This window comes from Ruegeria sp. BA12, assembly GCF_056539625.1.
In genome coordinates this window covers 1-22,489 of sequence record NZ_JBQFVF010000006.1, presented here as the reverse complement: position 1 = coordinate 22,489, position 22,489 = coordinate 1, and the positions used below count along the sequence as shown (strand labels likewise).

The window sequence follows — 22,489 nt, the reverse complement described above, 5'->3', positions numbered from 1 at the left end:
GGTTTCTGTGGATAACTGTGGAGATAAGTTTCCGGGCATCGCGAATTTCCCTTGTTTCATTAAGGATTCCTTGATCTGCACAAAAATTAGGCAGCATTTTAACTTGTTGTTTTTAAACGAAACTATTTCCTACACATGACAAGTGTATGAAAAAAAAGACATTTTTGTAACGTGCAGGTAACAGGAACGCGAGCGGTGCAAAACTTACGGCAGAATTACTTATTCTACGCCCAGAACATCCGGTGTCTGCCAGCCCAGATGTTGCCCGCCATCCACGCATAGCAGCTGTCCAGTCACCGCATGCGCGTCCAAAAAATAGCCCAGCGCGGCGGTGATATCCGACGGGTTCGCGCCCCGCTCGAGAACTGTGTTGGCGCGCTGTGCCTTGAAGTGGTCTTCGCTCTGGCGATGGCCCTGCATGGTGGGGCCCGGCCCGATGGCGTTGACGCGGATCGCAGGAGTCAGCGCCTGCGCGGCGGTACGGGTCAGCGCCCACAGGCCCATCTTTGCAATGGTGTAGGACATGAACTCGGGGGTCAGCTTGCGCACGCGCATGTCGACCATGTTGACGATCAATCCGGTGGCCCGGGGCTCTCCGGCGTCGTCCGTGTCGGGCGTCAGCCCTTGCTCGGCCATCGCCTGCGTCAACACAAAAGGCGCGCGCAGGTTGCTGTCCATGTGACGGTCCCAGCTTTGCCGCGTGGCCGTGTGAATGTTGTCATATTCAAAGATCGAGGCATTGTTGACCAAACAGGTGATCGGTCCGCCCAGCGCCTTGGCCGCGCGGGGCAGCAGGGCGCTGACTTGTGCCTCATCCAGCAAATCGGCCTGCAGGGCGACCGCCTTGCGCCCCAGCGCCGGAACCTCAGCCACAGTTTCCAGCGCGGGTTGTTCAGAGGTGGCATAGTGTACCACCACATCATATCCCCGGCGCGCCAGGTACAGCGCCATGGCCCGGCCAAGGCGAATTCCGGCACCGGTCACTAAGGCTCGGGTCATGAATGATCCCTCTTCGTCACGTTACGCCAACAAAACGATGACATAGACCGCGTAGAGCAGAGTCAACACAATGCCCCAGGCGCGCGTGATGTCCCGCTTGAAAAACACGAACGGGATCAGCAACAGCGACGCGCCCAACATGACCCACAAGTCAAATTCAAGGAATTCCGGGTCGACGGGAATAGGGCCAACCAACGTGGCAATCCCGACAATGGCCAGCAGGTTGAACATGTTTGACCCGATCACATTGCCCAGCGCCACATCCGCCTGACGCCGCAGCGCCGCCATCACCGTGGTGGCCAATTCCGGCAGGGATGTTCCCACGGCAACCAGTGTGAGGCCGATCACCGTTTCGCTGACCCCATAGGTGCGCGCAATGACGGTCGCGTTGTCGACAAGAAGATGCGCGCCCATGGGCAGACCGATCAGGCCCAACACCAGGTAGACCGAAACCTTCCAATAGGCCATGTTGGGATCAGCCTCTTCCAGACCTTCCAACTCATCATCGTCGGCACAAGCCTCACCACAGGCCTTGCGATGCGCATAGGCCTCGCGGAACGCATTCCACAGAACAAGAGCCAGCGCAGCCAGCAGAATGGCCCCGCTGAACATGTTGAACACGCCACAGAATGCCAGCCCGATGAACAGAACCGAAGCGAGCAGCATGAAAACATAGTTCTTGCGACTGTCGCATTCGCTGGTGTGCAACGTGGCCAGCAAAGCAGGCAGGCCCAGAACCAGCAAGATATTCGCCGTGTTCGACCCGACCACGTTGCCCAGCGCAATCCCCGGCGCGTTCTCCTTGATCGCGCTGATCGCAATCAAAAGTTCGGGCGCTGATGTGCCAAAGGCTACGATGGTCAGGCTAACGATCAATGCAGGCACGCCCATGCGCAGGCTCAGGTTTACCGCACCGCGTACCAGCGCATCACCCGCCAGCAACAAGATCAGCAATCCAAGGCCGGATAACAGCCATGCCGTCATGTCCGGCCTCCTTTTTCGCAGGCGCAGGGGCCTTTGCCGATCCTGAACCGCCCGCAGCGCGGACACCTGGACGATTGCAGCCTCTTTTGCCCCGGAAAGCGCAGCTTTCCGAACATCGCCAGCACACCCATGGCGATCAGAAACAGGGTGACAATCTTGATAATCACGTCACAAACCGAAACGCGCGTAGGCTGCACGCTCCTCAAGGCCGGCAACGGCATCCTGTGCCAGCGAAGCCCCAAAGCGCGACCAGAGAGGTTTGCGCAGCCCATAGCGGCGGAACTTGACCTTTTCGCCAAAGCGTTCCTGCAACTTGGGCTTCAGATGCGCGATGCCATCAATCAGCCCCAGTTCCTGCGCGCGCCGGGCCAGCCAGACCTCGCCCGTGAACAGGTCCTGACTTTCATCCAGCTTGCCGCCGCGCCGGGTTTTGACATGGGTGATGAAATTTTCGTGAATGTCAGCCAACAGCACTTCCAGCCGAGCGACGTCTTCTTTTTTCTCGGGTGCAAACGGGTCCAGCATAGACTTCGATTTGCCGGCAGTATGCACGCGGCGCTCGATACCCTGTTTTCGCAAAAGGACATGCGCGCCGAAACCCGAAGAGATCACCCCAATCGACCCCAGAACCGAACTGTCATCGGCGTAAATCTCATCCGCGGCTGCTGCCAGCCAATATCCGCCCGAGGCTGCCACGTCTTCGACAAAAGCAATGACAGGAACATTCAATTCCTCAGATAACCGTCGAATACGCGCGCCGATCAGAGAGCTTTGCACCGGCGATCCACCGGGCGAGTTGACCTCAAGCGCGACGGCGGCAGGTTTGCCCTTGCGAAAGGCTTTCTCAAGTACGGGTGCCAGCGCAGTGTCGGACATCGATCCACGACCGGCCATTCCGATTGCACCGGACAAGCGCACAACGGCCACGCAGGGTTGCTTTTTAATAAACGGCAGGCTGAGTTTCATGGGTGCCGATGTAGAGTGCCCCCAACCGGTAAACAAGGGACCGATTTACCGATAGACGTGACGTGAACACATTTCCTGAAGCCAGAGGGCAAAAATGCAACGCCTCTCTGTGGCTTAGCTACGAATGCGCCAACCGGTTTTAAAGATCCACCAGATGATGCCAAGGCACAGGCCGGTAAAGGCCAGAATGGCCAACAGGCTAAGCCCGATCGGAACATCCGCCAGCCCATAAAACGACCAGCGAAACCCCGAAATCAGATAGACCACAGGGTTGAACAAGGTGACCGTCTGCCAAAGCGGCGGCAGCATCGAAATGGAATAGAACGTGCCACCCAGAAAGATCAGCGGCGTCACGACAAGCTGCGGCACCAGCGACATCTGCTCGAAATTACTGGCCCAGATACCGATGATGAACCCCAACAGAGAAAAACTGAGGCAGGTCAGGATCAGAAATGCAGCCATCGCAATCGGGTGTTCGATGCGCAAATCCACAAAGAAAGAGGCCGTAACCAGAATGACCAACCCAACGAAAAGTGCCTTGGTCGCGGCTGCCCCGACATAGCCGATCACAATCTCGATAAAGTTCACCGGCGCCGAGAGAAGTTCATATATCGTGCCCAGAAACTTGGGGAAATAGATGCCGAAAGACGCATTGGATATCGCCAGCATCACCACCGACAGCATGATCAGCCCCGGCACGATAAAGGCACCGTAGGACACGCCTTCGATCTCTTGAATACGGCTGCCGATGGCGGTGCCAAAGACCACGAAATACAGCGAAGTCGACAGGACCGGCGACAGAAAGCTCTGTGCCAGGGTGCGGAAGAACCGGGCCATTTCGAACCGGTAGATGGCGGCAATGGCGGACCAGTTCATGCGGGCTCTCCCGACACCAGATTGACAAAGATTTCCTCAAGGCTCGACTGCCGCGTCTGCACATCACGCAACACCAGCCCCGCCTGCGCCACATCATTCAACAACGTGGTGATCCCGGTACGATCAGCATGCGTGTCATAGGTATAGATCAGCGCATCACCGTTACCATTCATCGTCAGGTTATGCACCGCCAGACTGTCGGGAATGGTCTGGATCGGCTCAGTCAGCATCACCTCGATCTGCTTCTTGCCCATCTGCGCCATCAACGTGTGTTTGTCCTGCACAAGTAACAGCTCGCCTTTGTCGATGACGCCGATACGGTCAGCAATGGCCTCGGCCTCTTCGATGTAATGCGTGGTCAGGATGATGGTGACGCCGGCCTGTTTCAGTTCGGCCACGATCTCCCACATATCCTTGCGCAGTTCGACATCAACGCCGGCGGTGGGTTCATCCAGAAACAGCACGCGCGGCTCATGCGACAGTGCCTTGGCGATCAGCACGCGACGCTTCATACCGCCGGACAGTTCTTTGATCGCGTTCTTGCGTTTGTCCCACAGGGACAGCTTGCGCAAAATCTCTTCGATCCGCGCATCATTGCGGCCTAACCCGAACAGACCACGCGACAGGCGGACCGTGTTCCAGACCTTCTCGAACGGCTCCAACGCGATCTCTTGCGGCACCAACCCGATCATCCGGCGTGCGGCACGAAAATCGGTCAGGATATCGTGACCGCCTACCGCAACCGAACCCGAGGTCGGTGTGGTGATGCCGCAAATGGTCGAAATCAGCGTCGTCTTACCCGCCCCGTTCGGGCCCAGTAGCGCCAGGATCTCCCCCTGCTCGATATCCAGCGAGACGCCCTTCAGCGCCTCAAACCCTCCGGCGTAGGATTTGCGCAGATCCTTGATCGAAAGAATGGTTGTCATGCAGGTTCCTCGTTCTGGCGGCGACCCTACCTCGCCCGCCCGACACAGAACAGGTCAATTCCGCACACCGCCCTGCGCTTTTTTGCGGTAGGGAAAGGCGCCATTGCACGTAACTCCGGCCTTGCAATTCACCGGACAAGTCGAAACCCTGCGCCGAAACGGAGGGGCGCAATGCTGAACGGTATTCGGATTATCGAGATCGAAGGGCTGGGCCCTGCCCCCTTTGCCGCCATGCTGCTGGCGGATATGGGCGCGGACGTCATCACCATCCACCGCAAGGTACGGGCGGCAACACCTGGCATGCCGGAACGCTCGGTTCTGGATCGCGGAAAACGGTCGATTGATCTGGACCTGAAGGACGAGAGCGATCTGGAAATTACCAAACGGCTGATCGCCTCGGCTGATGCGCTGATCGAAGGGTTTCGCCCCGGAGTGATGGAGAAACTCGGCCTTGGTCCCGAACACTGTCACGAAATGAACCCCAAGCTGGTCTACGGCCGGATGACAGGCTGGGGTCAGGACAGCCCCTTGTCGGACACGGCCGGACATGACCTGAACTATATCGCCTTGTCCGGCGCGCTCTGGTACGGATCACCCCCCGATCAACCGCCGCAGACCCCCGCCACACTGGTCGGTGATATCGGCGGAGGAGCGATGTATCTGGTCGCTGGCCTTCTGGCCGGGCTTCTGAACGCGCAGAGCACGGGCCAAGGCACCATCGTCGACGCCGCCATTTATGATGGCTCGGCACATATGATGAACCTGCTTATGAGTCTGAACCAATCCGGCAACCTGTCTGACGCACGCGGTCAAAGCCTGCTGGACGGCCCCCATTGGAGCCGCACCTACGCCTGTGCCGACGGCGGGTTCGTGACGGTCCAATGCCTCGAACCCAAATTCTATGCGCTTTTCCTGCAAAAGATGGGCCTGTCCGACGACAAGATTTTCGAGCCCCAGTTCGACCCGTCACTCTGGCCCGCGCAAACCTGCAGTCTTGCCGCCATATTCGCCGCAAAGCCACGCGACCACTGGGCAAATCTGTTCGCAGGAACAGATGCCTGTGTCGCCCCGGTTCTCAGCCCGACCGAAGCACAGGCCCATGAGATGAATACCACCCGCAACACATGGCTGCGTATCGACGGTGACCTTCAGGCCGCCGCCGCCCCGAGATTTTCCAACCATGCGTGGGCCCCGAAACCAAGCCCAGCCCGTGGCGAACACAGTGTGGAAATTCGGGCGGAGCTCGAAACTCTTCGCCGATCCGCCTCTTCATCTGGCTAAAAATACCTCGGGGGATGAATTGGCCACAGTCCAAGAAGGGGGCTGGCCCCTTCCCGGTTACCGCCCGCGAACTGTATCGATCATCAGCTGCACATTCGCAGGGTCAGCATCCGGCGTGATCCCGTGACCCAGATTGAAAATATGTGGTCCTTTTGAGAACGCTTCGACAATCCGGCGCGTCTCATCCACCAAAGCCTGCCCTCCGGACACCATATGGGACGAGGCCAGATTGCCCTGAACACAGCCATCCACCTGCACATGCATGGCCCCCCATTCAGGCGAAACCGAATTGTCCAACGCGACACAGTCTACACCCGTTGCCTTGGCAAATCCGATATAGCCATCCCCGGCCTCTCGCGGGAAACCAATCACCGGGATATCGGGATGGCGTTCCTTGATGGCCTGCGTGATCACCCGACAAGGCTCAAGCGCATATTTCCGAAACGCATCCCCTTTCAGTGACCCGGCCCAGCTGTCAAAGATCTTGACCACTTCAGCCCCGGCCTCGATCTGCGCCGAGAGGTATTCGATGGTCGCCAGCGTAATACGCTCCAACAATGCCTCGAACAGGACGGTGTTTTCCTCGCGCAGCGCATGCGCGGGCCCCTGATCCGGGGTGCCGCGCCCGGCAATCATATATGTCGCAACGGTCCAGGGCGCGCCCGCGAAACCAATCAGAGTGGTCTCGGACGGCAATTCGCGCGACAGGATGCGCACCGTCTCATAAACCGGCGACAGGGTGTCATGGATATCCTCGACCGGTTTCAGCGCATCGAATTCCGAAGCTTGCGTGATGGTCGACAGACGCGGGCCTTCTCCGGTGACAAACCACAAATCCGCGCCCAGCGCTTGCGGTACCAGCAGGATATCGGCAAACAGGATCGCTGCGTCGAACCCATAGCGGCGGATCGGCTGCAACGTCACCTCGGCCGCCAGTTCAGGGTTATAGCATAGCGACAGAAAATCCCCAGCCTGCGCGCGGGTTGCGCGATACTCGGGCAGATACCGCCCGGCCTGACGCATCATCCAGATCGGCGGTACATCCTGCACCTCACCCGCCAGTGCCCGCAGCAGTTTCTTTGTCTCGGCCATCTTTGCCCCCAATCGTCTGGTTTGTCGCAACGGGTCGGCCCTCAGTGGCAATTTGTCAAGGTGTGCCCCCATTGTCAGGGCAATGTGACGCGACTAAAGCTTGGCGCATGACACTGACCATGCCTTCCCCCGACTCACCGCTGAAGATTGGCACCCGTGGTTCGCCTCTGGCGCTGGCGCAAGCATACGAAACCCGGCAACGGCTGGGCACTGCATTTGACTTGCCGGACGAGGCGTTCGAGATCGTGGTGATCAAGACCACCGGCGACAACCGCGCCATGATCGACGCGGATCGCCCGCTGAAAGAGATCGGCAACAAGGGCCTGTTCACCAAAGAAATTGAAGAGGCGATGCTGCGCGGCGATATCGACATCGCGGTGCATTCCACCAAGGACATGCCGGTGGAGCAGCCCGAGGGCCTCGTGCTGGACACATTCCTGCCGCGCGAAGATGTGCGCGACGCGTTTATTTCGCCCAGCCTGACCTCGATCCACGATCTGCCGCAGGGCGCGGTAGTAGGCACCTCCTCCCTGCGCCGTCGGGCGCAGCTATTGAACCGGCGACCTGACCTGAACGTTGTGGAATTCCGCGGCAATGTGCAGACCCGCCTGAAAAAACTGGCCGACGGCGTGGCGGACTGCACCTTTCTGGCCATGGCAGGCATCCGCCGCTTGAACATGGCCGAGGTTCCCGCCACGGCCATTGCCCCCGAGGACATGCTGCCCGCAATTGCACAGGGCACCATCGGTATCGAGCGTCGTAGCGACGATTCCCGTGCAGCGGGTATGCTCGAAGCGATCCACCATACCGAGACGGGTCAGCGCCTGGCCGCTGAACGCGCCCTGCTGGCGGCCCTGGACGGGTCCTGCGAAACCCCCATCGCGGGTCTTGCCGAAGTGCAAGGCGGACAACTGCGCCTGCGCGGCGAAGTGCTGCGCCCCGATGGGTCCGAGGCGATTGCCGAAGACCAAACGGGCACGATTTCCGACGGCCCCGAGATGGGCCGCGTCATGGCACAAACACTGTTGAAACAAGCAGGCCCGGGCTTCTTCGATTGGAGAAGTTGAGAAAAATTTGAGTAATGTGAATTACTTCACTGTAGATTGCATTCCGATCTGGCATCAAGGTTTCATACCGATGTGGTGAAGGGGCGATCTCGATAAAGTCGAAAGTTTTTTCAGTTTATTCGCTTAAGTGGTATTCGAGGGGGCGAGACTGCACCAAATCACTAATCGGTTAGGGCCGCTGTCATATTTTGACAGCGGCCCATTTCATTTCAGATCAATCGTTCAGGCTGCACTGATCGCCTGTACAGCTTTTTCAACAGCCGCCCGGGTCTGTTCCAGATCGGCTTCGGTCACGGCCAATGACGGATACAGCTTGCCCGGAGATTTGAAGATCCCATTTGCGCGCAACGTATCGTTGTAGAGGGTAATTCGTTGTGGATCGTCATGTCTGGCGCTGCGGTAGTCGCGACAAGCCCTATCGGTGAAATAGATATCGAACAGCGTTTCATCTCCGACGACCTGATGCGGAATACCCGCCTTGGTCAGCGCGTCGACCTGCATCTGCTGCAATGCCAACCCAGTTGCGCGCAGCTGGTCATAAACACCGTCGCGCCGCAAAACCTCGAGGGTTTTCAAACCTGCAACCGAAGCCACCGGATTGCCAGACAAGGTGCCCAACTGCATCAGCCAGCCTTCTTCGCCGACCTGCGCCTTGTTGAAATGCTTCATAATTTCGGCGCTGGCACCCAGCGCGGCCAGAGGGAAGCCACCGCCTGTAGCTTTGCCCAAAGTGCAGATATCGGGCGTCACGCCGTATTTTTCTTGCGCGCCGCCATAGGCCAGGCGGAACCCGGTGACGATCTCGTCAAAGATCAGAAGAACATGGTGCTTGTCGCACAGATCGCGCAAGCCCTGCAGGTAACCGGGTTCAGGCGGCACGATCCGTTGCAACGGCTCAACCATGATCGCAGCGACGTCATTGTGTTCGTCCAACAGGGCGGCCACCGCCTCAAGGTCATTAAAAGGGGCAACCAACACCTGTTCGGCCACGCTTTCAGGGATACCGGCACTGTCTGGCACGGCTTGCGGAAAGTTGACCTGCCGACTGGGCGCAAGACTCATCTGTGCCTCGGCGCTCATGCCGTGATAGCCACCTTCGAATTTCAGAATCTTGCTGCTCCCCGTATATGCGCGGGCCAGACGGATCGCATACATGTCCGCCTCACCGCCCGAGGCGACAAACCGCACCTGTTGGCAACAAGGCACCGCATCGATGATCGCCTCGGCCAGTTCAATGCCTTTGGCGTTGTTGGCAAAGAAGGTCATGCCTTTGGGCAATTGCTCCAGTACGGCCTCCATCACTTCGGGGTGGCCATGACCCAACAACATGGGGCCTGACCCGATCAGATAGTCGATATATTCATTGCCGTCCTCATCCCAGACGTGGCTGCCTTCGCCGCGGGCAATGATGATGCCAGGATCAAAATTGCCAAACCCTCCGGCGGGTAGAACTGCATTGGCGCGGTCGATCCATTCGGATTGTGTGCCTATCTTCAGCATCTCAAACGATCTCCAATATCGGGGAACCAAGAACTTCCGGGTCAGGTGAAACACCTAATCCTGAACCTTCGGGCGGAGCAATCCGGCCGTTTTCACGATTTGGTGCATCCTGGCAAAGTCGAGGGGCCACATAGGACGACAGGTCACAGGTATTCAGCAATGATCCATGCGGCGTCGACGCCGCAAAGTGCAACGATGCGGCCGTAACAATATCCGACCCCCAGGTGCATTCGGCGCAAATTTCTGCCCCCAGATGAACGGTCAGATCCCGCGCGCGGCGCATGGCCGACAAGCCGCCAAATTTGGAAAATTTCAACGCCACTGCATCCATGCACCCCAGTTCATGCGCCCGCAACAGCGAGGCCGGATCAAATGCGTTTTCGTCAATCTTCATCGGCAAGCCGGTGGCCTGTCGCACAGCAGCGCAGTCTTCCAGCGTTTTACACGGCTGCTCCAGCATCACGTCCAGATGCGCAACGGCCCGCCCCGTGCGTGTGGCTTGCAACCGCGACGCGCCACAGTTCCAGTCGCCATAGACCAGAGGGCCCGGTCCCACGGCCTCACGCACTTTGATCAGACGTTCCGCATCGGCCTGCCAGTCGCCCTCAACCCCCAGCTTGACCTGAAACTGGCGAATGCCGGTTTGATAAGCGGTTTTGGCGATCCGCGCCATGTCGTCCGGCGCGATACAGGTGATCGAATGATAGAGCGGCATGTCCTTCCGCGTCCGCCCGCCCAGCAAAGCATAGATCGGTTGGCCCGTGGCCTGACCAAACAGGTCCCACAGAGCAATGTCGACAATGGACTTGGCATAAAGATGCCCTTGCAAGAACCCGTCCAGTTTACGCATCGGTGCGTCGACTCCAAACGGGGAAACCCCTATGATCTGCGGTCCCATTTCCGCCACCGCCCCCGGCACGCCATCAGCAAAGGCTGGCAGGTAATGGGGGATCGGGCAGACCTCGCCCCAACCTTTCAGGCCGGTATCCGTTTCCAGACACAGAACATGGGTTTTAACTGTGGCACAGGTCTTACCCTCGGCCATGTGGTAGGTCTCGTGACTGGTCAGATCGACGGACCAGAGCATTATCTTGGTGATCCTCATTGATAAACTCCAACCGGATCGCCAAGCGCCTCTTCGTCGGGATGAACACCAAGCCCCGGTGTTTCCGGAAGGTGCAGGTGACCTTCGATGTTACGCGGCCCGCGCCCGGCGGCGATATCAACCGTGATCATATCCTGACAAGCCCAGACCGCGTGGCAATTGTCGTCCGGGATGGTAGAGGCAAGATGCAGTGCCTCGGTATCGGCCAGAACCGAGCCGCCAGTGGCCATCACGAACATGTCGATCCCGTGCGCCAGAGCGATATCTCGCATCCTAGCTGCTTTGGTCAGACCGCCGACGCGATTCAGTTTGATCCCGAACACCTCGGCCAGCCCGTCACGGGCAATCCGCGCAGCGTCCTGCAAGGTGACCAGGCTTTCATCTACCGACACGGGTGAGGCATGACGGCCCGAGATCGCGGCAATATCATCAAGCGTCTCACCGGGCTGTTCAAAAATGACGTTCAGATCCTCGCAGGCACTCATTACTTGCAGGGCCTGTTGCCGGGTCCAGCCTCGGTTGACGTCATATAGGACGATCTCACCCGGTCGCCGAATGCTCTCCACGTCGCGCACACGAGTAATGTCACGTTCGACGTCACCGCCGATCTTTACCGAATGGGCAACGTAGCCGCGGTTGCGATACCGCTCCATGACCTCACGGGTTTCTTCCACAGTCTTGGCCCCGACCGAGGATGCAATAGGACGCGGCGTCCGCGACCCCCCACCCATCAGATCAGCAATCGGCAGGCCGGCCGCCTGACCTGCGATGTCCCAGCACGCCATGTCGATCGGGCTTTTGGCATAGAGATGTCCGGGCAGCGCGGTATCCATTGCCCGTTCCACATCCAGCACTCGTCGCGGATCAAGGCCCAGAATGAACGGCGCCATGGTTTGAATGCCCGCGCGAATGCCCGGCCCATGCGCAGGCACATAGGTGTGACCCCAAGGAGTGCCCTCGCCCCAGCCGATCAGTCCGGCATCAGTTTCCACCTTAACCAGCGTCGCATCCAGCACGTCGAATTTCAGCCGCCCACCAGACAGCCAATAGGGATGCTCTAACGGCAAATCGACGTGATAGACCGAAAGGCGGGTGATTTTCATTTCAACTCCACCTCGACAAAGGACATGGGGGTATCCCCAGCGTTGATAACGTTATGTTCCACCCCTTCGTCGCGGCGATAGGCGGTTCCAGCGAGAACCGTCACTTCGTTGGCCGTTCCATCGGGCAACTCCAACCGCATCTGGCAATCGGTTACAGCCATGATGACGTAATCCATCGCGTGACGGTGCCAGCCAGTTTCAGCGTCGGGGGCAAAGTCAAAGCGCGTCACCCGCACACGCGCGTCATCGATCATCTGGGTTGCAACAGCTTGCGGTCTCATAATCTAAACTCCTCAACAGGCGCACCGAGGCTTTCGAAATCGGGCACTACACCCATTCCTGGTACATCCGAGGCGTAGAGCTTGCCATTCCGCGACATTGGTCCGCCGATTCCGGTAGAACGCGTGTTGTAGTTCATCAGGTCGGTTGTGTTTTGCAGGTAGTCGGACGGGGTCGAGGCAGCAAAATGGGCGACAGCCGAGGTGGCTATTTCCCCACCCCAGGTGTCTTCGCTGACCACCGGAATGCGGTTTTCGACCAGATAGTCCCGCACCCGCCGCGCCTTGCTTAGCCCACCAAGGTTCGAGATTTTGAGACAGCAGATCTCGGCCCCGCGATCCGCGACGATGCGCTGCGCCATGTGCATACCAGTCAGGCATTCATCCAGCTTCATAGGTTGCTTGGCCACGCGGCGTACCTGCTGGCATTCTTCATAGGTGCGGCAGGGCTGTTCCAGAATGTAATCCAGATCGCGCGTTGCGCGCGCCACCCGGATCGCGTTGTCAACGCGCCAGCCCTGATTGGCATCGGCCATCGCCTTTTCACCAGGTTGAAGCAAAGGCAGTGTCGTCCGGATACGGTCAATATCCGTGACCCAGTCGCTGCCGACCTTAATCTGAAACTGCCGGTACCCCTGCTCGCGGTACCGGTTCATTTCGGCGAACGTCTCATCAACCGCTTTCTGAGGCGCGACGCGATACATCGGCGCGCCGTCGGTCAGCTTACCACCCAGCAGCATCCAAACCGGTTGATCACAAGCCTGCCCCAGAATGTCCCAGCACGCGGCATCAAACGGAGCCTTTGCGTACCCATGTCCCTGAATCAAATGATCCATAAGCTGTTCGATGCGCCCCACCTGTCGCGGGTCCTCGCCCAACAGCGACGGAGCAACTAACCGGGCCAGCGCGGCGACGCCTTCGGAATGCGCAACCATATAGTTCTCACCACAAGGTGTGAATTCTCCGCACCCCTGCAGACCCGCATCTGTGTCGATGACGACGACTGACGCAGTTGCGGTTTCAATCGCGTTGCCCGCCCCCCAAACGTAGGCACCGCCCACATAAGGCAGACCGGTCTGGAACACGCGCACATGGGTGATTTTCATGCGGCATCCATTCGTGGCAAATCGCCCATTCCCTCGCCGCGCCAAAGAACGAAGGTCAGGATCGGCTCATCTATTGTGGTCATCGCATGGCTTTGCCAACTGAGGTGATGGCGTGTCTGGTTGGGACCGATATAGGTTTCGTTCCCTTCGATGCGAAACCTTGCTCCGCCACCGACAACCAAATAGAGTTCCTCAGCCTGATGGCTGTGCCAATCATAATTCAAACCTGCCCCCCAATAGGCGACGTAGCCGCGCAATTGGGTCGAGTGGAAATGCCCGGTTGGCCCGAACAATTCATAATAGCCGAAGCGGTTTAGGAAATCGGCCCCCACCTCTTCTTCGGTATAGGTGTGCTTCCATTGCGCCAGATGTGCTGTTGCCCTGATCGCATCGGACAGGGATTGCGTGGCGTCGCCGGTCGGGAATTCAGTTTGCTGAACCAACTCTACTGCCGGGATTTGGTTTGGCTCCAAACCTGTCGCTACAAGATCGTCAGGCCAGGCACCAAAACCCGAAAGATCAGGGTGGGATTGATGCAGCTGCCGGGCGGCCTCTAGAACGTCGTCCATTGTCACGGGATCACCACGATGTTGCCTGTGTGTTGTTTGGCGATAAAGGCCGCTTGTGCCTCACGCAATTCTTCCAGTGGAAAGGTAGCCGCCAACGCAGGCTTGAGCTCTCCGGCCTCGATGTATTTCACGAGGTTTTGCATGACTTGAGGGTCGATCACGGTCGAACCTGTGAAGGTCAAATCCCGCAGGTAGAATGTTCGCAGATCAAACTCGACCATCGGCCCCGCGATCGCACCCGAGCACGTATAGCGCCCGCCGCGTTCCAGACTGTCGATCAGGTTCGGCCAATAGGGGCCACCGACCACATCGGCAACTACGGTGATCTTTTCTGCACCCAAAGCCACGCGAAGGTTTTCCGGCGCACGGGGCAAAATCTCGTCGGGGCCTAATTTGGCGACGTCTGCATGCTTGGTCTCGGACGCCATTGCGATCACACGCGCGCCGCGCCGTTTGGCCAATTGCACCAGTGCCCCGCCAACGCCACCCGAGGCGCCGGGCACCAACACGGTGTCGGTGTCGGTCACGTTGGCGCGGGTCAGCATGCCTTCGGCGGTCGAATACGAGCAGGAAAACGTCGCCAGCTCCGCATCCGTGAGGTCTGATTTGATCGGCACCGCATTCACCGCAAGTGTCGTGGCGTATTCGGCAAATCCGCCGTCCCGCTCGGACCCGTAGTATCCGGTCTTGTCCATGTTGCCTGGATCGTTCGGATCGCGCAGCCAGCCATCGGTGATCACGCGTTCACCAATTCGGGCGCTGTCGACACCATCGCCGACGGCCACGATCTGACCGCAGATATCGGCGCCCTGAATGCGCGGGAACGTGATTGGCGCGCCGCCCCAAGTCGGGTCATCTTCGCCCACTTCTTCAAACGCGCCACCCGTTGTCGCATCCGTCACCGTTTTGGAATACCAACCCGAGCGTGTGTTCACGTCGGTATTGTTCAAACCACAGGCCGCAACTTTGATCAGCACCTCGCCCACGGCGGGTTCCGGGCGCGGCCAGTCCTCATGCAACACCATTTGTTCAAGGCCACCATGGCCCATCGTGACCATAGCTTTCATTGTATCGGGCAGGCTCATTGTGCAGTCTCCAGCATGGCGTCGGTACGGGGCAGCAGGCTGTCGGGGTCATAGGCAGGTTCACCCAACACGCGGGCTACGCGGGGTTTGCCGTGGATCACGACCTGCAACGCGGTGCCGGGGGTTGCGGCTTCGGGCTTGATATAGGCAAAGGCCAGAATCTTACTGACCGTATGGCCATAAGCCACCGAAGCCGTCGAGCCCACGACGCGGCCATCCAGCGTGACCGCTTCGCCGCCATGACCGTCGATCTCTCCGTCGGGTTCAATCTCAAGATAGGCGCAGATCCAGGGCAGATCAGAATTCAGGGTCTTGTCCTTGCCCAGATACTCCTTGTCCGTACTGGCAAAGCGTAGCACATCAGCCTCGGCGAGAGTGACCTCGTTGGTCAACTCACCCGCACCTTTGAAGCCCTTCTCCATCCGCAGCACGTTCATGGCAAAGCTGCCATAGTCGGCGATACAATGAGGTTCGCCAGCGGTCCAGAGCGCGGTATAGACGTCGAGGCAGGCGGCGTTGGGCATGTGCAGCTCCCAGCCGAGTTCCCCGGCATAGGACATGCGGAAGGCCCAGACCTTGTGCCCCGCGATGGTGATTTCCTGCGCCGACAGCCAGCGGAAACCGGCATTGCTCAAATCCGCATCGGTGCAGCGGGACAAGACGTCGCGCGATCGGGGGCCATTCAGCGACAGGGCCGACCAGTCGACGGACAGCGCGGTGATCTGCACATCCTCTTCAGCGCACTGGTGTGCCAGATGATCCAGTAGGCGCTGTTCAAAGAAAGCTGCACAGACCAGATAGAAGCGGTCCTCGACCATGCGGACAATCGTCGTCTCCAATTCGATCCGCCCGCGTCGGTTCAGCATATGCGTCAGTGTGATCGAGCCCACCTTTTGCGGCATCCGGTTGGCGGTCAACCGGTCCAGCAGGGCATAGGCGTCCGGGCCAGAGACCTCGACCTTGGTGAAAGCGGTGACATCCATGATACCGACGCGTTCGCGGACCGCTTTGACCTCAGCTGCGACCATGTCGTCTGCCGGTGTGCGGCGGAAGGAATAGTGATCGCGCTGTTCGACCCCGTCCCGTGCGAACCAGCGGGGGCGCTCAAAACCATACACCTCCTCATGCACCGCGCCTTTGGAGTTCAGCAGTTCATACAGCGGCGACGGCTTGATCGGGCGGCCTTCCAGGCGATTGAAATGCGGGAAAGGGATTTCATGGCGCAGGCAGTAGTCTTCCTCAGCCTTGATCACCTGCCAGTCCTTGTTGGCATACGCCCCAAACCGGCGCGGGTCGAATTCGCGCATCGAAATATCCGCCGCCCCATGCACCATCCAGCGCGCCAGCTCACGGGTCAGACCTGGCCCCCAGCCGATGCCGATCTGCGTTCCGCAACAACACCAATAGTTCCGAACACCCGGCGCAGGGCCGATCAACGGGTTGCCATCGGGGGGATGCGAAATCGCGCCATGTACGTCGCGTTGAATGCCCAGTTCAGCAAATATCGGCATCCGGTTCAGGCTTTCTTCAAGCCACGGCATCACCCGGTCGTAGTCCGCATCGAACAACCAGTTTTCGTATTCCCAGGGGCAATGATCATGCCAGACCGAGTTCGGGTTCTCTTTTTCGTAAATCCCGATCAGCCCGCGCTGCTGCTCCATCCGGATATAGCCCGAGACTTTGCGATCGTCGCGGATCACCGGCAGTTCGGTGTCCAGGTTCTGGAACTCCGGCACCGGCTCGGTCACGAAGTAATGGTGGGTCATCGAAGTCATGGGCAGTTGTAGTCCCGACCATTCGCCCATCTGACGGGCATAGGTGCCGCCCGCGTTCACCACATGTTCACAAGTTATGGTGCCCTGTTCGGTCTCTACCACCCATTCGCCATTGCCGACCTGCGTAATGTTGGTGGCCCGGCAGTTGCGGAAGATGCGCACACCCTTTTGACGCGCGCCTGTTGCCATCGCCATGGTGACGTTTGTCGGGTCCACATGGCCATCGTCGGGCGTATGCAGCGCGCCCAACACGCCGTCGAGATTGTAGAACGGGTGCAGCTCCGCCACCTTTTCGGGGCCGACTAATTCGATATTGAACCCAAGCGAGCGACCAACGGACAGGGTGTGGCGCAACCAGTCCATCTCATCCTCAGTATAGGCCAGTCGAAACGATCCGCAGCCATGCCATGTCACCGGCTGGCCGGTCTCTGCCTCAAGCGCACCTGAATACAAACCGATGTTGTAGTCCACACATTTGCCCAGCCCAAAGCTCGATGTTGAATGTGTGATCTGCCCTGCCGCATGCCAGGTGCTGCCGCTGGTCAGTTCAGCCTTTTCCAGCAGGACAGTATCCTCGCCCCACCCTTCATGCGCCAGATGATAGGCCAGACCGACCCCCATGACACCTCCGCCCACGATCACCACGCGGGCATGTGACGGCAGATTCTTCTCGGACATGATTTTTCCTCTTCCCGAGTCGCGTTTCTGCTCGACAGGCTAATTCCACAAATGTACCATCGTCAATCATGAATGACACAAATGTATCATCAATCGTTCTCGACCGCCTCACCGAAGAGTGGGACGCCCTGACGCCCGAGGCACAGAAAGCCGCGCGTTACGTGCTGGAAAACCCCACTGATGTAGGGGTTTCGACCGTGCGCGAGATTGCCGAGGCTGCCAATGTGAAACCCAACACCTTCGTGCGGATGGCTCGGCAGGTGGGCTTCGAAGGCTACGAGGATTTTCGCGCCCCATTTCGCGACGCGATTCGCCAAGGCACCGTGTCGTTTCCCGATCGCGCGCGCTGGTTGCAGACCATTGGCAAGTCGGGGGAGCTGGGCGGCCTTTATGCCGATATGATCGGCGCCGCGATCCGCAACATCGAAGACACCTTTGCCGGAATCGACGCCGACCGACTGAAAGCCGCCGCCGAGGATATCTGGAATTGTCGCCAGATCTTCACGCTGGGCGTTGGCGTCAATAACGCGAACGCGCGCAACTTTACCTATCTGGCCTCTACGGGCATGAAGCAATTTCACGCCATCCCTCGCCCCGGCTCGACCCCGGTCGACGATCTGGCCTGGGCCGACGAACAGGATGTGCTGATCGCCATCACCTGCCACCCCTACCGGACCGAAGTGATCGACGCAATTAAACTGGCGCGGCAGCAAGGCCTGACTGTTATCGGCCTGTCCGACAGCCCCGCCAGCCCAGTAATCCTGAACGCGCAGCATGGCTTTGTCGTCGCTGCTGACACGCCGCAATTCTTCCCGTCCTCCGTATCGACAATCGCTTTGTTGGAAACGCTGCTGTCCTTTGTGATCGCCGTTTCCAGCGATGAGATTGTCGAGCGGGTGGAACGGTTTCACCAACGCAGGCACCAGCTTGGCCTTTACGCAGAGGAGCCCGAATGAACGCCCCGCTGACACGTTCGCTTGATGCGCGATACTACACCGACCCTGCGATTTTCACGCAAGAGATGCAGGGCCTTATGGCCCGAACATGGCAATTCGCCGGGCACGTGGCGCAAGTCCGCGAAACAGGGGACTACTTTGCCTTCACGATTGCCGGGCAGAACCTGTTCTGCATTCGGGGTCGCGACGGAGAAATCCGCACCTTTTACAACGTTTGTCAGCATCGAGCGCACGAGATGGTCACCGGCGCCGGAAACACCCGCGTCGTCGTCTGCCCCTACCACGCGTGGACATATGAATTGTCCGGCCAGCTGCGCGCAGGGCCCAACATCAAATCCGTCCCCGGCTTTGACCGTAGCACCATCTGCCTGACCTCTGTCCGGACCGAAGTGTTCAACGGCTTCATCTTCGTCAATCTCGACGATGACGCCGCGCCAATGGACGAATGGTACCCCGGCGTGCGCGAAGAAATCCGCGCCTTTGTGCCTCATATCGACGATCTGGAACCGCTGGAATGGGTTGAGATTCCGGAAAACTGCAACTGGAAGGTCAGTATAGAGAATTATTCGGAATGTTATCATTGCCCGACTAACCACCCGACCTTTGCCGAAGGCGTGGTCAAACCCGAGACCTATGACATTCAACCCGATCCAAGCGGCGGCTACGTGCTGCGCCACACGACGGAATGCCAGAGCCTCGACAAGATGACCTATCCCATCGACATGTCGGTGCCTCATGCAGGTGATTATCAGTCGTGGTTCCTGTGGCCGATGTTTTCATTCCAATGCTACCCGGGCAATGTGCTGAATACTTACCACTGGCGCGCGGTCGATGCCGATCACTGCACCGTCTGGCGCGGCTGGTATACCGAAGGCGGGTCGGAAAGTGCGGTGATCCGTCAATTGGCCGTGCAGGATCGTGAAACCACGGTCGAAGAAGATATCCATCTGGTCGAAAGCGTTCACCGGGGCTTGAAATCCCGTGGCTATCGCCCTGGTCCACTGGTGCTGGACCCCAGATGCGGTGTGATGTCGGAACACTCGATTGCCCGGTTACAACAATGGATGCGTGAGGCGGTGGACTGATGATCAAGGTGATCCACCCATGCTGATGCCCGAAGACTGGCGACCGGAGCACAAGCTATTTCCGCATCAGGTGGGCTTTACCTCTCCACCGTTCGACTTCGATGCGGCTCCATCCGATTTCCTGCGCATCAGCCCGGGCACCGTAGGGGTACATGGCTGGATGCTGCATGTCCCCGACTATGTGCATGGGCTGGATCAGCGAAAACAGAATTTCGGGATGCTTGAGGATTTTGTCCACTGCATGTCCCGAAACGGCGTCGATGTGTGCGGTCAGGTCGGGTCGAACTGGGTGCATGCCTGCGGGCTGGGCGTTGAAGGCGTACGACAGTATTGCGCGGATCTGTCCGAAAAATACGGCACGCAGTTTCATATGGCAGGATACGCCATGATCGAAGCGCTGCGCGAAATGAATGTGGAGAAGGTGGCGTTGAACGCTGCCTATCATTGGCCGGAATGGTGGCAAGGCACAGTCGGGTTCCTTCAAGAAGCCGGGTTCGATGTTTTGTATGCCGGCAATTTCTACGATCAGGGATGGTTTGCCAGCCAAGAAGATGTGAACAGCTATCGCTGGGTCTTCGAAGGAGATCTGGCGCTCAAAAGCTTCGAATACGTTGCCGAGCAAGCCCCGAATGCCGATGCGATCCTTATCAACGGCATGTGTAATTTCCGCACAGGTCCGAACGATCTGCCACAACGCCCCCTGCATTTGGTAGACGATCTGGAGGCCGCCTTGGGTAAACCTGTAGTCGGCCACGACATCGCGCTCTATTGGCGCATCTTCAGATCCCTTGACTTGCGGCCCGCGACACCATTGGGTCGGCTTCTGAAAAGCCTGTAGATCAAAGAGGGCTGAAACCCATGCACAAAATACTCGCGCTTTGGGCGGTGCCCCGATCCACTTCAACGGCCTTTGAATGGATGATGCGCCAGCGCGGCGATCTGGATTGCCTGCACGAACCCTTCGGCGAGGCGTGGTATCAAGGAGAAGACCCACTTTGGCACCGGTTCAAACCGGGGGATGTCACAACGCCCGGCCTGACGCTTGGGAAAGTGTGGCAGGACATCAAGGCCCGAGCCGAAAATGCGCCGGTCTTCATCAAGGACTTTCCGCACTACATCAACCATATGTGGGATGCCGAGTTCCTGTCCCACTTCAATCATGCCTTCTTGATCCGCGACCCGGCCAAAACGATCACCTCGATGTTCAAGCGCTGGCCAGACTTCGCGGAAGGAGAGGTTGGCTTCCCCGAACAGCGCGCCTTATTCGACTTGCTAACCGCCCTGAACGGCACCCCTCCGCCTGTGATTGACAGCGATGATCTGCTGGAAGACCCCCGAGCAATGACAGAGAAATTCTGTGACGCAGTGGGCATTCCTTTTATCGAAGACGCCTTGACCTGGGAAGCCGGTGGCGATCCTTCGGCACATAGCTGGTGGGATGGCGGGTCGTTTCACGCCAATCTCGCGAACTCGACCGGGTTGGCGCCGCAACCTCGCAAATATGTTTCAATCGAAGAGGCGCCAGATCGGGTCAAACAGGTGCATCGCCGGATGAAACCGCACTATGATCACCTCTACAAACATCGTCTGACGCGCTAAAGAACCGGAGGCCCCAAATGGCAGACATTTTCGACGAAGACCTGTTCCTCAAAGGGTTGGAGCAACGCAAAGGCACGCTCGGGGCCGAATATGTAGAAAAGAACCTGGCGTCCGCGGATGACTTTACGCGCCCGTTTCAGGAGGCCATGACAGCCTGGTGCTGGGGCTTTGGCTGGGGCGACAGCGTGATCGACGCCAAGACCCGATCGATGATGAACCTGTCGATGATCGGCGCGCTGGGGAAGATGCACGAATGGGAAATCCACTGCAAAGGCGCGATTAACAATGGCGTCTCGAAGGAGGAAATCAGGGCCATCATCCACGTGATCGGCATCTATTGCGGAGTACCCCAGGCGCTGGAATGCTTCCGTGTGGCGCGAAAGGTGCTTGAAGCCAAATAAATGCTCAAACTAGTCAGATTTTAGCAGGCATGACTGGTTCAGTATCAGGCTTCGGGCCCTAAGTTTATAAGTATATCGACAATCTCGCCGCGCCTCGTCCCGATTAAGGCGTGTCGGGCAGAGCGAGGGGCAGGCTGCAAGAATTTTTTGACACGCGTTGTCGTCTCATACGATTAGAACGCCAAGAGCCATGTGTTAGATATGCATGGCAACCTCATCGCCGCAACAAACAAGGCAAGCAGAGCCCTCGCAACCTTCTTTAATACTTGAACAGCCTACATCAGGGTTGATCATTGCGACTGCACCCCCCTTGCCGGATCGACTGATTGGGCGCACAATATGAGCTCATACACAAAATTGCGCCCTGGGTGCGCACCGTGACACGCTTCGCGTCCGGGACGCCTTCTATGAATTGGAGGGCACCATGACTATTGCATCTCGTCTGAAACACCATTTGGACTCCCAGGGGCTTCCGTTTGATACTGTCCCGCATCCCTATGCCGCTACTGCAAGCGAATGTGCAGAAGCGGCACATGTTCCCGGCGACCACCTTGCCAAATCCGTCTTAATTCACATGGAAGAGGGGCCCATACTTGCAGTGCTGCCCAGCAACCATCAGGTCGACCTCACTGCTCTGCAATCGATGATGGATCGGCGCCTTGGTTTAGCTCCTGAATCCGAAATGCGCGAATTGTTTGATGATTGCGCCCTTGGCGCGATACCACCTGTGGGCGATGCCTATGATCTACCGACTGTTGTGGACAACAGTCTCACTGGCCTCGACAGGGTTTGGTTCGAAGCTGGAGACCACCAAACTTTGATTGAAATGCGCGGGAAGGATTTCGACACGATGATGAAAGACGTTAAGCACGGCGCTTTCTGCTGCATGCATTAAACTCTGGCGTGTTTTTTTTGATTTACCCCGCTCCGGCGGGGTTTTTCTGAGCTACGGGAGCAGGATTTTTAGCTCTCACCCTATTGTTTTGTGGTTCTGACGGGTTGAGGGTGTTAAGCGATTGATCTTGGGGATCAATTGTAGTGTGACCGGGCTGTTCTGA

The 22,489-nt window shown here is 58.3% G+C and carries 22 protein-coding genes; 8 read left to right on the top strand and 14 right to left on the bottom strand.

Annotated elements, in window-relative coordinates; translation table 11 throughout:
* Positions 1-219: 219 nt before the first annotated feature.
* From ACR0B0_RS12710 to ACR0B0_RS12690, 5 genes are all read right to left on the bottom strand, one after another.
* Positions 220-999, bottom strand: coding sequence for an SDR family oxidoreductase (locus ACR0B0_RS12710; RefSeq protein WP_480648062.1), 780 nt, complete (start codon positions 997-999; stop codon positions 220-222).
* 21 nt (positions 1,000-1,020) lie between these two features.
* Entirely contained in the window at positions 1,021-1,983 is a 963-nt protein-coding gene (locus tag ACR0B0_RS12705) for a calcium/sodium antiporter (RefSeq protein WP_170350742.1), read from the bottom strand.
* Between the two features lie 168 nt (positions 1,984-2,151).
* Complete coding sequence (locus ACR0B0_RS12700; protein ID WP_170350743.1) at positions 2,152-2,949, bottom strand: S49 family peptidase; 798 nt, start codon at positions 2,947-2,949, stop codon at positions 2,152-2,154.
* Positions 2,950-3,063: 114 nt separating this feature from the next.
* A complete protein-coding gene (locus ACR0B0_RS12695) occupies positions 3,064-3,825 on the bottom strand; it encodes an ABC transporter permease (protein WP_170377866.1) in 762 nt (253 codons plus the stop codon).
* Positions 3,822-4,751, bottom strand: a complete 930-nt coding sequence (locus ACR0B0_RS12690; RefSeq protein WP_170350745.1) for an ABC transporter ATP-binding protein — start codon at positions 4,749-4,751, stop codon at positions 3,822-3,824. The genes ACR0B0_RS12695 and ACR0B0_RS12690 overlap by 4 nt, the downstream gene beginning before the upstream one ends.
* 171 nt (positions 4,752-4,922) lie before the next feature.
* On the opposite strand from ACR0B0_RS12690, the gene ACR0B0_RS12685 reads away from it, so the two are divergent.
* A complete protein-coding gene (locus ACR0B0_RS12685) occupies positions 4,923-6,032 on the top strand; it encodes a CaiB/BaiF CoA transferase family protein (RefSeq protein WP_480648060.1) in 1,110 nt (369 codons plus the stop codon).
* Between the two features lie 57 nt (positions 6,033-6,089).
* Here ACR0B0_RS12685 and hemE read toward each other — a convergent pair whose 3' ends face one another.
* Positions 6,090-7,124: a uroporphyrinogen decarboxylase gene (hemE, locus tag ACR0B0_RS12680; protein WP_480648058.1), complete on the bottom strand. Its 1,035-nt coding sequence runs from the start codon at positions 7,122-7,124 to the stop codon at positions 6,090-6,092.
* A 107-nt stretch (positions 7,125-7,231) separates the two neighbouring features.
* Here hemE and hemC point away from each other — a divergent pair, with 107 nt between their 5' ends.
* Complete coding sequence (gene hemC / locus ACR0B0_RS12675; RefSeq protein ID WP_170350748.1) at positions 7,232-8,191, top strand: hydroxymethylbilane synthase; 960 nt, start codon at positions 7,232-7,234, stop codon at positions 8,189-8,191.
* Positions 8,192-8,413: 222 nt separating this feature from the next.
* On the opposite strand, the gene ACR0B0_RS12670 is transcribed toward hemC, so the two are convergent.
* Genes ACR0B0_RS12670 through ACR0B0_RS12635 form a run of 8 tightly spaced genes read right to left on the bottom strand, consistent with a single transcriptional unit; the run spans position 8,414 to position 17,390 of the window.
* Complete coding sequence (locus ACR0B0_RS12670; protein ID WP_480648056.1) at positions 8,414-9,691, bottom strand: aspartate aminotransferase family protein; 1,278 nt, start codon at positions 9,689-9,691, stop codon at positions 8,414-8,416.
* A gap of 1 nt (position 9,692) precedes the next feature.
* Positions 9,693-10,796, bottom strand: coding sequence for a mandelate racemase/muconate lactonizing enzyme family protein (locus ACR0B0_RS12665; protein WP_480648054.1), 1,104 nt, complete (start codon positions 10,794-10,796; stop codon positions 9,693-9,695).
* Complete coding sequence (locus tag ACR0B0_RS12660; RefSeq protein ID WP_425081741.1) at positions 10,793-11,899, bottom strand: mandelate racemase/muconate lactonizing enzyme family protein; 1,107 nt, start codon at positions 11,897-11,899, stop codon at positions 10,793-10,795. The genes ACR0B0_RS12665 and ACR0B0_RS12660 overlap by 4 nt, the downstream gene beginning before the upstream one ends.
* Positions 11,896-12,180, bottom strand: a complete 285-nt coding sequence (locus tag ACR0B0_RS12655) for a cupin domain-containing protein (RefSeq protein WP_254429568.1) — start codon at positions 12,178-12,180, stop codon at positions 11,896-11,898. The genes ACR0B0_RS12660 and ACR0B0_RS12655 overlap by 4 nt, the downstream gene beginning before the upstream one ends.
* On the bottom strand, positions 12,177-13,283 hold the full coding sequence (locus tag ACR0B0_RS12650) for a mandelate racemase/muconate lactonizing enzyme family protein (protein WP_480648052.1): 1,107 nt from the start codon (positions 13,281-13,283) through the stop codon (positions 12,177-12,179). Before ACR0B0_RS12650 ends, ACR0B0_RS12655 begins: the two co-directional genes overlap by 4 nt.
* Entirely contained in the window at positions 13,280-13,852 is a 573-nt protein-coding gene (locus tag ACR0B0_RS12645; protein ID WP_425081743.1) for a dimethylsulfonioproprionate lyase family protein, read from the bottom strand. Before ACR0B0_RS12645 ends, ACR0B0_RS12650 begins: the two co-directional genes overlap by 4 nt.
* 2 nt (positions 13,853-13,854) lie before the next feature.
* The gene (locus ACR0B0_RS12640) at positions 13,855-14,937 is read right to left on the bottom strand and encodes an alcohol dehydrogenase family protein (RefSeq protein WP_480648050.1); all 1,083 of its coding nucleotides are present in this window, start codon (positions 14,935-14,937) and stop codon (positions 13,855-13,857) included.
* Positions 14,934-17,390, bottom strand: a complete 2,457-nt coding sequence (locus ACR0B0_RS12635; protein ID WP_480648048.1) for an FAD-dependent oxidoreductase — start codon at positions 17,388-17,390, stop codon at positions 14,934-14,936. Before ACR0B0_RS12635 ends, ACR0B0_RS12640 begins: the two co-directional genes overlap by 4 nt.
* Before the next feature lie 68 nt (positions 17,391-17,458).
* Between ACR0B0_RS12635 and ACR0B0_RS12630 the strand changes: the two genes are divergently transcribed.
* From ACR0B0_RS12630 to ACR0B0_RS12605, 6 genes are all read left to right on the top strand, one after another.
* Positions 17,459-18,346, top strand: coding sequence for a MurR/RpiR family transcriptional regulator (locus ACR0B0_RS12630; protein WP_170350755.1), 888 nt, complete (start codon positions 17,459-17,461; stop codon positions 18,344-18,346).
* Positions 18,343-19,431 (top strand): aromatic ring-hydroxylating oxygenase subunit alpha, encoded by a 1,089-nt coding sequence (locus ACR0B0_RS12625; RefSeq protein ID WP_480648046.1) that lies wholly within the window; start codon positions 18,343-18,345, stop codon positions 19,429-19,431. Before ACR0B0_RS12630 ends, ACR0B0_RS12625 begins: the two co-directional genes overlap by 4 nt.
* A 19-nt stretch (positions 19,432-19,450) precedes the next feature.
* Positions 19,451-20,269, top strand: coding sequence for a hypothetical protein (locus ACR0B0_RS12620; protein ID WP_480648044.1), 819 nt, complete (start codon positions 19,451-19,453; stop codon positions 20,267-20,269).
* Positions 20,270-20,289: 20 nt separating this feature from the next.
* Positions 20,290-21,030, top strand: coding sequence for a sulfotransferase-like domain-containing protein (locus tag ACR0B0_RS12615; RefSeq protein WP_480648042.1), 741 nt, complete (start codon positions 20,290-20,292; stop codon positions 21,028-21,030).
* 17 nt (positions 21,031-21,047) lie between these two features.
* Complete coding sequence (locus tag ACR0B0_RS12610) at positions 21,048-21,431, top strand: carboxymuconolactone decarboxylase family protein (RefSeq protein ID WP_170350759.1); 384 nt, start codon at positions 21,048-21,050, stop codon at positions 21,429-21,431.
* Between the two features lie 424 nt (positions 21,432-21,855).
* Complete coding sequence (locus ACR0B0_RS12605; protein ID WP_170361221.1) at positions 21,856-22,326, top strand: aminoacyl-tRNA deacylase; 471 nt, start codon at positions 21,856-21,858, stop codon at positions 22,324-22,326.
* Positions 22,327-22,489: the final 163 nt, after the last annotated feature.